Raw genomic sequence first — 6,977 nt, 5'->3', positions numbered from 1 at the left:
CCTCAGATTTTGCTATGTTTTCCACACATATCACAGCTTCATGACTTGCCTTGTGCGCCAGACATGGAGAACCTGCTACATCTCCTATAGCGTACAGCCCAGCTTCTTCAGTTTTACAGAACGAGTCTATTACCACAAACCCTTTTTCACAAAGTTTCACTTTCGTATTTTCCAAGCCTAAGTCTTTAGTGTTAGGGACCACACCTATAGCGGATAAAGCATTACTAAATTTCTGCACGGTTTCCTTGCCTGCAGAATCTACTATCTTAGCGGAAAGCACAGAACCGCTTTTAGTAATCTCCTGTACTTGACTACCCTTCAATATTGACACGCCGCGCTTGCAGAGAATTTTCTCCATTGTATTTGAGATGTCCAGATCTTCCAGCGGTAATATGTGTTTCTGTGCCTCCACTATAGTTACTTTACTGCCAATAGTATTGTAAAAACTGGCAAATTCCATTCCAATGGCACCACTCCCAATAATCAAAACTGATTCAGGTAGATTTTTAAACATCATGGCATCCTTCGCTGTCCATATGAAATCCGCACTTAAGTTTGGTGTAATTCTAGGAGAGGAGCCAGTAGCTAGTATTATGTGTCGAGCTTTTTTTGTAGTATTTTTTCCAGCATGTTCAATACGTATACTTCCGCCTCCAAGGAGTGTTGCAGTTCCCTTTAAGACTTCAATCTTGTTTTTTTTCATCAACATCGAAACGCCACTACGTAGCTTTTCTACTATGCCCCTCGAACGCTCGACAATGGCAGCTACATCTACCTCCACTTTTCCATTAACTCTTACTCCGTAAGACTCAGCCTCTTTCACTTTTTTGTACACTTCTGCAGATGTAAGGAGAGATTTCGTAGGTATGCATCCCCAATTTAAGCACACACCGCCTAGCGATTCCTCTTTCTCGACAATAGCTACTTTGTAATTCAATTGAGCAGCACGTATAGCTGCTACATAGCCTCCAGGGCCACTGCCAATAACTACAAAATCATAACTGTCCATACGAAACACAACCAAGGAGGAATTCGCGTGAATCATATTAAAAATCATGGGCATTAGCAATGGAAATCTACCCAATGTAGCAATGTAACTGATCCTATACATGCCCAGATTAGAACCATGGTACAGAATAGGGTTTTTGATTGATAATAGTTTAAAAATTAATAATATTACTTCCTAAAGTATTAGGTATTAGCAATGTCAAAGGACAAATTTGATGGACATGTCCCGCCGCACGCCGAAACATACGATGAAAAAGGCGGCATAGTTAGTGAGAATGGAGACAAATCTTCGGATAAAGTGCAAAAAAGGTCGGATTTATCAATATACGATACGAAGGTTGGTAAGGAAGGTGATGTGGAGGAGTGGAAGAAGCGTGGTGCCGCCTTGTACAGATTGGGTAATAGATTTTATGAAGATAGAATGAAGGTTCTTAGTGGGATAGGCGCTCTAGGTGGCATTGTTGAAAGAGCAGATGTGCAGGAAGATGCACATTTAACACGATGTTTAAGAGGCGTGAGTGCAAAGTTCTGGAGTAGCGGCTCTAGAATGTTTTGTGTGTATTATGAGAAGGATAGTAGCGGCAAGTACGGCATGTATTTCGCTGTGTTCACCGAGAGCGATACACGCTTAATGAAGATAAGTGATGCCGTATTTACAAAAGGTGAAGCAAAAAGAGCGCCACCTGACTTTGTTATGCGTGAAGAAGGTGATGTACAGAGGATCATTTTTACATTTTTAGTACAAAAAAAGAAAGAAGAAGGCCCTGCGGGCTCTGATTTAAGCTCTTTATGCGTTAGTCAATACACGATAAGTGAACAAGATCACAGTATTGTTGCTGAAAAACTGAGCAGTGTTCTTTCTTCTAAGGATTACCTGGCGTTCGAAGGTCCCCTCGGAATAACTGTGCATTCTGATGGTAACATAATAGTAATAGGAAAATTCAAAGACCCAGTTAGGTTATCGTCATCGGATGTAGGGTATTTTGCATGGAAATTTTCTAGTACGGATCTTGCCCTTATTAAACCAAAAGGCTCTGCTGGCTCACATAACACATATTTGTTTCGTGTATTTGGAGGAAGCGCGTATGAAGACTCTGAAAGAATGATTGTGTGGGAGGATGCAAGAGAAAACCAATTATCTATCACTCATATAGATAAGCATTTGGTACGTGAACGTTCTGTTTATTCAACTGTATATACTGTGCGAAACGTTGACATGGTATACAAGGAGGATGTAGCAGAAAAATGTCTTATTGAAAGTTTCAGGTGTGGCATTGCTGGACCCAAGACCCATGTTTTACGAAATGGAGATGTGCACCTGATGGACAGGGTTTCGGTGGGCAATGCGCGATACATATTTTACATCTCCCAAAAAAGCGATAGAAAAGCAAATGGTACCGTTGACATGTTGATGTTAAATGGTGACACCTATTTGCTTGTAGAAGGTATTTTTCATATAGGATTTTCTACGACTTCTTTGAGTGTAAATCCGACAAACAACGGTGATATAAGCATTCTTATCACGGAAAAGAACAGGGAATATGCTCATGTCTATGAAATTCCTTCAGGTGACGAGCTACTTAAATCTGAAATATTGATAAAAACTGCAACAATTGATTGTAGCAATGTAGGAAGACAGGAGTTTATGGACGCAATCAGTGGCAGATCACCTTTACGTGGTACGGTAGAAGCTGTCACGCATCTTGAAACTTCTATTACTAATGGAAGTTTCAAAAATTTGAGGCGTACAAGAGAGTACAAAGGCGCTGCGAAGGTTGCAAACTATGGTGTGTATGAACTTGAGAATAACGGCCATAGTTCGGTCTATGTTGCAACCGAGAAGAATGCCAAAAGTGACGCTTATAGGGAACATCATACCAGCAGACGTGACATAAGTGCAAGTGAAGCCACAGCCACGCCTGTAGAGTCACTTTTACGAAAAGGCGAGGGTAGTGAAGTCAGTAATACAGTTGTTAAAGATTTACCTAGAAAAAAGCCCTCTTCAACGACTCCATCCCCAGTAATGAACTCTGCTAAGACTACCGTCAGAAGAAGGGGCGCTTCTACAGAGATTTATAGAACAGAAGCAACTGTCCCCGGCAGATATGTTGTAAAAACTGCAAGACATCTTGCGAACCTTTCGAAACATATTATAAGCGGCTCTTCTGGTAATGCTACTGGAACGAATGCAGCTACAGGTGGTAGTAGAGGAAATGTAACTGTGTCTAGTAATTATGGTGGCGGGATAGAAATGAGCAGACAGTTTGCAAGCCTTTCAAACTCATCTCGTGGCAGAGTAAGCAATAATAGTGGAATATGGGTAGCATTAGGAGTAGTTGTAGCGTTTTTCATGATTTCAGCAGTTTGTTATTTGTACAGACGAGTGATAACGAATAGAAGGTGGGAGAGTAATTCATACAGAAATATGTATGACAATGCTGTTGAAGAAGATGTGAGTTTCATTCGGTTAGAGCCTAGGAACGCGGTAGTGGACGAGAGGCCAGCTACTTTGTGTATGGAGAGTATTTCAGATTCCTTGACCAGCCATGATTGCGGGTCAGTACATGAACTTTAGGTTACCTTAAGGCTTTTTACGTATGCTGAAAGTGGGGGTGAGTCTGTTGTGCACCCCTGTTCCTGCTTTGTCAAGGGTATACGGATGGGGCTCAAGCTACGTAGTGAAGATGTTGTTTTTATTCTGATAGGTGATAGCGGGGCTGTTGTTATACGTATTGTTTCAGGGGCTGTATGCGACAAGTACTTTGTTGACAGCGCAAGTAGCAGTGAGTGGGCAGATGTAGAAAAGTGTGTATTGTCTAGCAAAAAAACTCACGTGTGCGTTGTACTTGACCATTCTTCTCAAATCTACAATAGACATTCTGGATTCGCGAAAAAACTCATTAATAGCGGCACTTCTGCGCAAAAAGATCTGAACGTTGTGCGGGAGAGTGGATTTAATGCAACATTTCTTTTATCTGCTAACGAATCAGTAAATTCTGGTAAGGGAGGCATTGTGCACATGTGTGTTGAATGCAGCATCCAGGATGAGATTTTCAGTAGATTTCTAGATGTATGTAAGGGGTGCGCGGATAATGTTGAAGGTGTGTTTCTGCTTCCCTTTGAGTTGGTCAATGTTGCCCAGGTTGTTGCAGCAAAGGAGCCGAAAAAGTGGGTGGTATTTATAGCGTGCACAAAGGTTGGTGATTTCAGAAAGATTGTGCTGTGCGATGGGGTACTTTTCTCTACCGCTTCGGTAAAGCTCGAACAATGCGAAAGGGATCTCCATTACGCGGTTGCGAGCAAAGTGTATCATGACATACAAGACACTGTTAAGCATATAGTGTCGTCCGTAGATACTGCGCACGGAGAGGAAGATTTCGGATTATACATGGTAGTTCCGGGAAGCGTTAAATCAAGGTTGATGTCATTCAATCTCAAGGATGCAAATATCAACGTTATGACGCCATATGAACTAGGCAAGGTTCTAGGGGTTCAGGACTATGTGAGCGTTAGTAGCGTCTGTTGCGACACTGTTATTTTGAGCTTCATTCTGCGACAAGGTACATCAAAGTTTTTTTTGAGAACTGAGGAAGGTAAACTTGTACACAGGGGGCACCTGTTAAGAAGGTTTGCATTATTGCCTGCCTGCGTGCTGCTTTCTGTTATTTCAATATTCGACGTTTTCTGCACCGTTGAAGCTTTTAATCAGGCGCGAGAAATTGTAAGCCTGAATCAGAAATCTGAGGCTTTATTTAGCGAGCTGGAGAGTATACGTAACGATAACGAACTGCATAGGATCAACGAGATGTACGAGATAGTAGACCTATACAGGATGCTCTCTAATACCAGCGTGGATCCCATGGAAGTTATTCTACCTATAAGCAGAGTAGCTAGAGATGACTTCGGAATTGAGAGTTTTGTTTGGAGCACGGAGCAAGACTTTAAGCTTATTGTTGAGTTGGGTGTATTTGTGAAATCGAGCGATGTAAATTTGGTGGAAAAATTTTCCTCTATACATGGGAATTATACTGTAAGCAACGTTAGGGAAGTTAGTGGCAAACCACGGCACTATATCGTGCATTTAGTTAGGCATAAATAGGATAGCACAATGGCACGCATCTATAAGTATTACCTGCTACAATTTGTTATTGTTGTCCTGCTTGTAGCTATGCTGCCCAAACTGCACCATGTCTACACTCAAAAGTCCAAATTGGAACATGAGGTTCACGACATCAAAAGGGACATTTCCAGGATGGAGGCGGAAATATACAGCATTCACAACAAGGAAGCCAAGCTCAATAATAGTTTTTCCGTGTGGAAAGAGCTCTCCCACGCACATGTTTATGCAAATGATAACCGCTTACATAGTGAAAACCTCGTAGAAAGAATTGCTGACCTCTGTAAAACACATAAAGTTTCTATAAAAAACATAACAGCGTCTGAACCCACAGACATTAGTGACAGCTATGATAAGCGCTACATAAGAGTTGTTAGCAGCAGAGTAAATGTGGAGTTTGAGGCCGAGACGGACAAGAATGCAATTCTACTTATGCATTCCATAAAATATGACATTTCTGGATTTATTGCTGTTAGGCTGTTTGAAGTTGTAAAAAATGAAAATGTAATAGTTGGTCACCACGGAAAAGAGCAAGCTTTTGCGAGTGGAAAAATAGAGTTCGATTTATACATGATTTTTGGGCAATACATATGAGAAAGTACTTGCTGTGTGGTGCGGTGATGCTGACCTACCTCACTGGTTCATCCGCTATTGGTGACTGTGTGGGTCTTGTGTATTCGCTTATGGATTGTACTCCATACAAATGCGTAGCTCAGTTTTCTGAACATGAAATAGAATATGAGATCTTGGGCTCCTTTAAAGATAAATACTGTAGGTATTCTGAAAAGGATAAGTCAGGCTTTACGCTCTGCGATATTTCTGACGAAGACTTTGGCGCCACTTCCAACTATCTGATGCAACTTTTGACCAGGAATAGCAATAGCATAGAACATGATGATGTTACGCGTCTGAAGGCAAAAACGTGTAGATTTTATAGAACGTTAGGTAATAGTTTCGTAAAAAAGGGAATGCGGCTGGATGAACAAGATGTAAAAAAGATAGAACGCATTGTAGAGAGTAGGATTCGCAGGGAAGAAGTAAATGGATTGAGAAGTATGCTTTTTGATGATGAGGAGTTATAAAGGGGTACATACCCCTTAGGGTACGTGCAGTTATCTTGAAGTGCAGGCAGAATAGGGAGTAAATATGTGCGAAGTAGTATAGATTATGAAAATTACTATACTAGGATGTGGATCGTCTGTGGGTGTTCCATCTGTGGGATGCGCCTGCGAGGTTTGTATCTCTGAGTCGGTTTACAATAAGAGGACTAGGACTTCTGCCCTCGTGCAAAAGGGGGATACCTGCGTACTAATAGATGCCTCTCCAGATTTACGATTTCAAGCGCTTAGAAACGGGTTTTGCTCTGTTGATGCTGTGTTACTAACACATTGTCACTCCGACCATTCTGGTGGTATTCCTGAGTTGCAGGCGTTTACACCTAAGGGGGGTATATACAGCATACCGGTTTACAGCGATTTTGGTACCATAGCCATGGTACTCTCCTGCAATGCATATATGTTTATCCCTAGTAAACCAGGGGCTCCATGGAAAAAATGCCATTATCTTACAGCTCATTCTGTGCGCCATGGTGTTGAGTTTTGTGTAGGAGAACTTAAGATTGTATCTTTTAAACAGCATCATGGGGAAATAAACAGTAATGGATTCATTTTTGATGATTCTATAGCGTATTGCACGGATGTTAAATCTTTCCCGAGTGAATCTTGGGACATACTGAAAAATAAGAAAGTGCTGATATTAGGCTGCTTGAGATACCAGGAAGTGGGAGCTCACGCGCACGTAGATTTATGCATTGAGTGGATAAAGGAACTCAAACCCTCAATAGCAGTGCTTA

At 41.5% G+C, this 6,977-nt stretch carries 6 protein-coding genes; 5 read left to right on the top strand and 1 reads right to left on the bottom strand.

The features are described 5' to 3' along the window. A partial coding sequence (locus tag R4I06_RS04010; RefSeq protein ID WP_334414279.1) for an FAD-dependent oxidoreductase occupies positions 1-1,009 on the bottom strand: 1,009 nt, incomplete at its 3' end. Between the two features lie 195 nt (positions 1,010-1,204). Here R4I06_RS04010 and R4I06_RS04005 point away from each other — a divergent pair. From R4I06_RS04005 to R4I06_RS03985, 5 genes are all read left to right on the top strand, one after another. Then, positions 1,205-3,583, top strand: coding sequence for a hypothetical protein (locus R4I06_RS04005; protein WP_334414278.1), 2,379 nt, complete (start codon positions 1,205-1,207; stop codon positions 3,581-3,583). An 84-nt stretch (positions 3,584-3,667) separates the two neighbouring features. After that, the gene (locus R4I06_RS04000) at positions 3,668-5,107 is read left to right on the top strand and encodes a hypothetical protein (protein ID WP_334414277.1); all 1,440 of its coding nucleotides are present in this window, start codon (positions 3,668-3,670) and stop codon (positions 5,105-5,107) included. 9 nt (positions 5,108-5,116) lie between these two features. Continuing rightward, positions 5,117-5,719 carry a hypothetical protein gene (locus R4I06_RS03995; RefSeq protein ID WP_334414275.1) on the top strand — a complete coding sequence of 201 codons (603 nt, stop codon included), beginning with the start codon at positions 5,117-5,119 and terminating at the stop codon, positions 5,717-5,719. Continuing rightward, positions 5,716-6,207, top strand: coding sequence for a hypothetical protein (locus R4I06_RS03990; RefSeq protein ID WP_334414274.1), 492 nt, complete (start codon positions 5,716-5,718; stop codon positions 6,205-6,207). Before R4I06_RS03995 ends, R4I06_RS03990 begins: the two co-directional genes overlap by 4 nt. An 85-nt stretch (positions 6,208-6,292) precedes the next feature. Beyond that, positions 6,293-6,977 (top strand): MBL fold metallo-hydrolase (locus tag R4I06_RS03985; RefSeq protein ID WP_334414272.1); only part of this gene is annotated, 685 nt, incomplete at its 3' end.

This window comes from Anaplasma bovis, assembly GCF_036903315.1.
In the GTDB taxonomy this organism is placed as follows: domain Bacteria; phylum Pseudomonadota; class Alphaproteobacteria; order Rickettsiales; family Anaplasmataceae; genus Anaplasma; species Anaplasma bovis.
The sequence above is the reverse complement of the archived record's forward strand: the minus strand, read 5'-3'. Positions and strand labels throughout refer to the sequence as shown.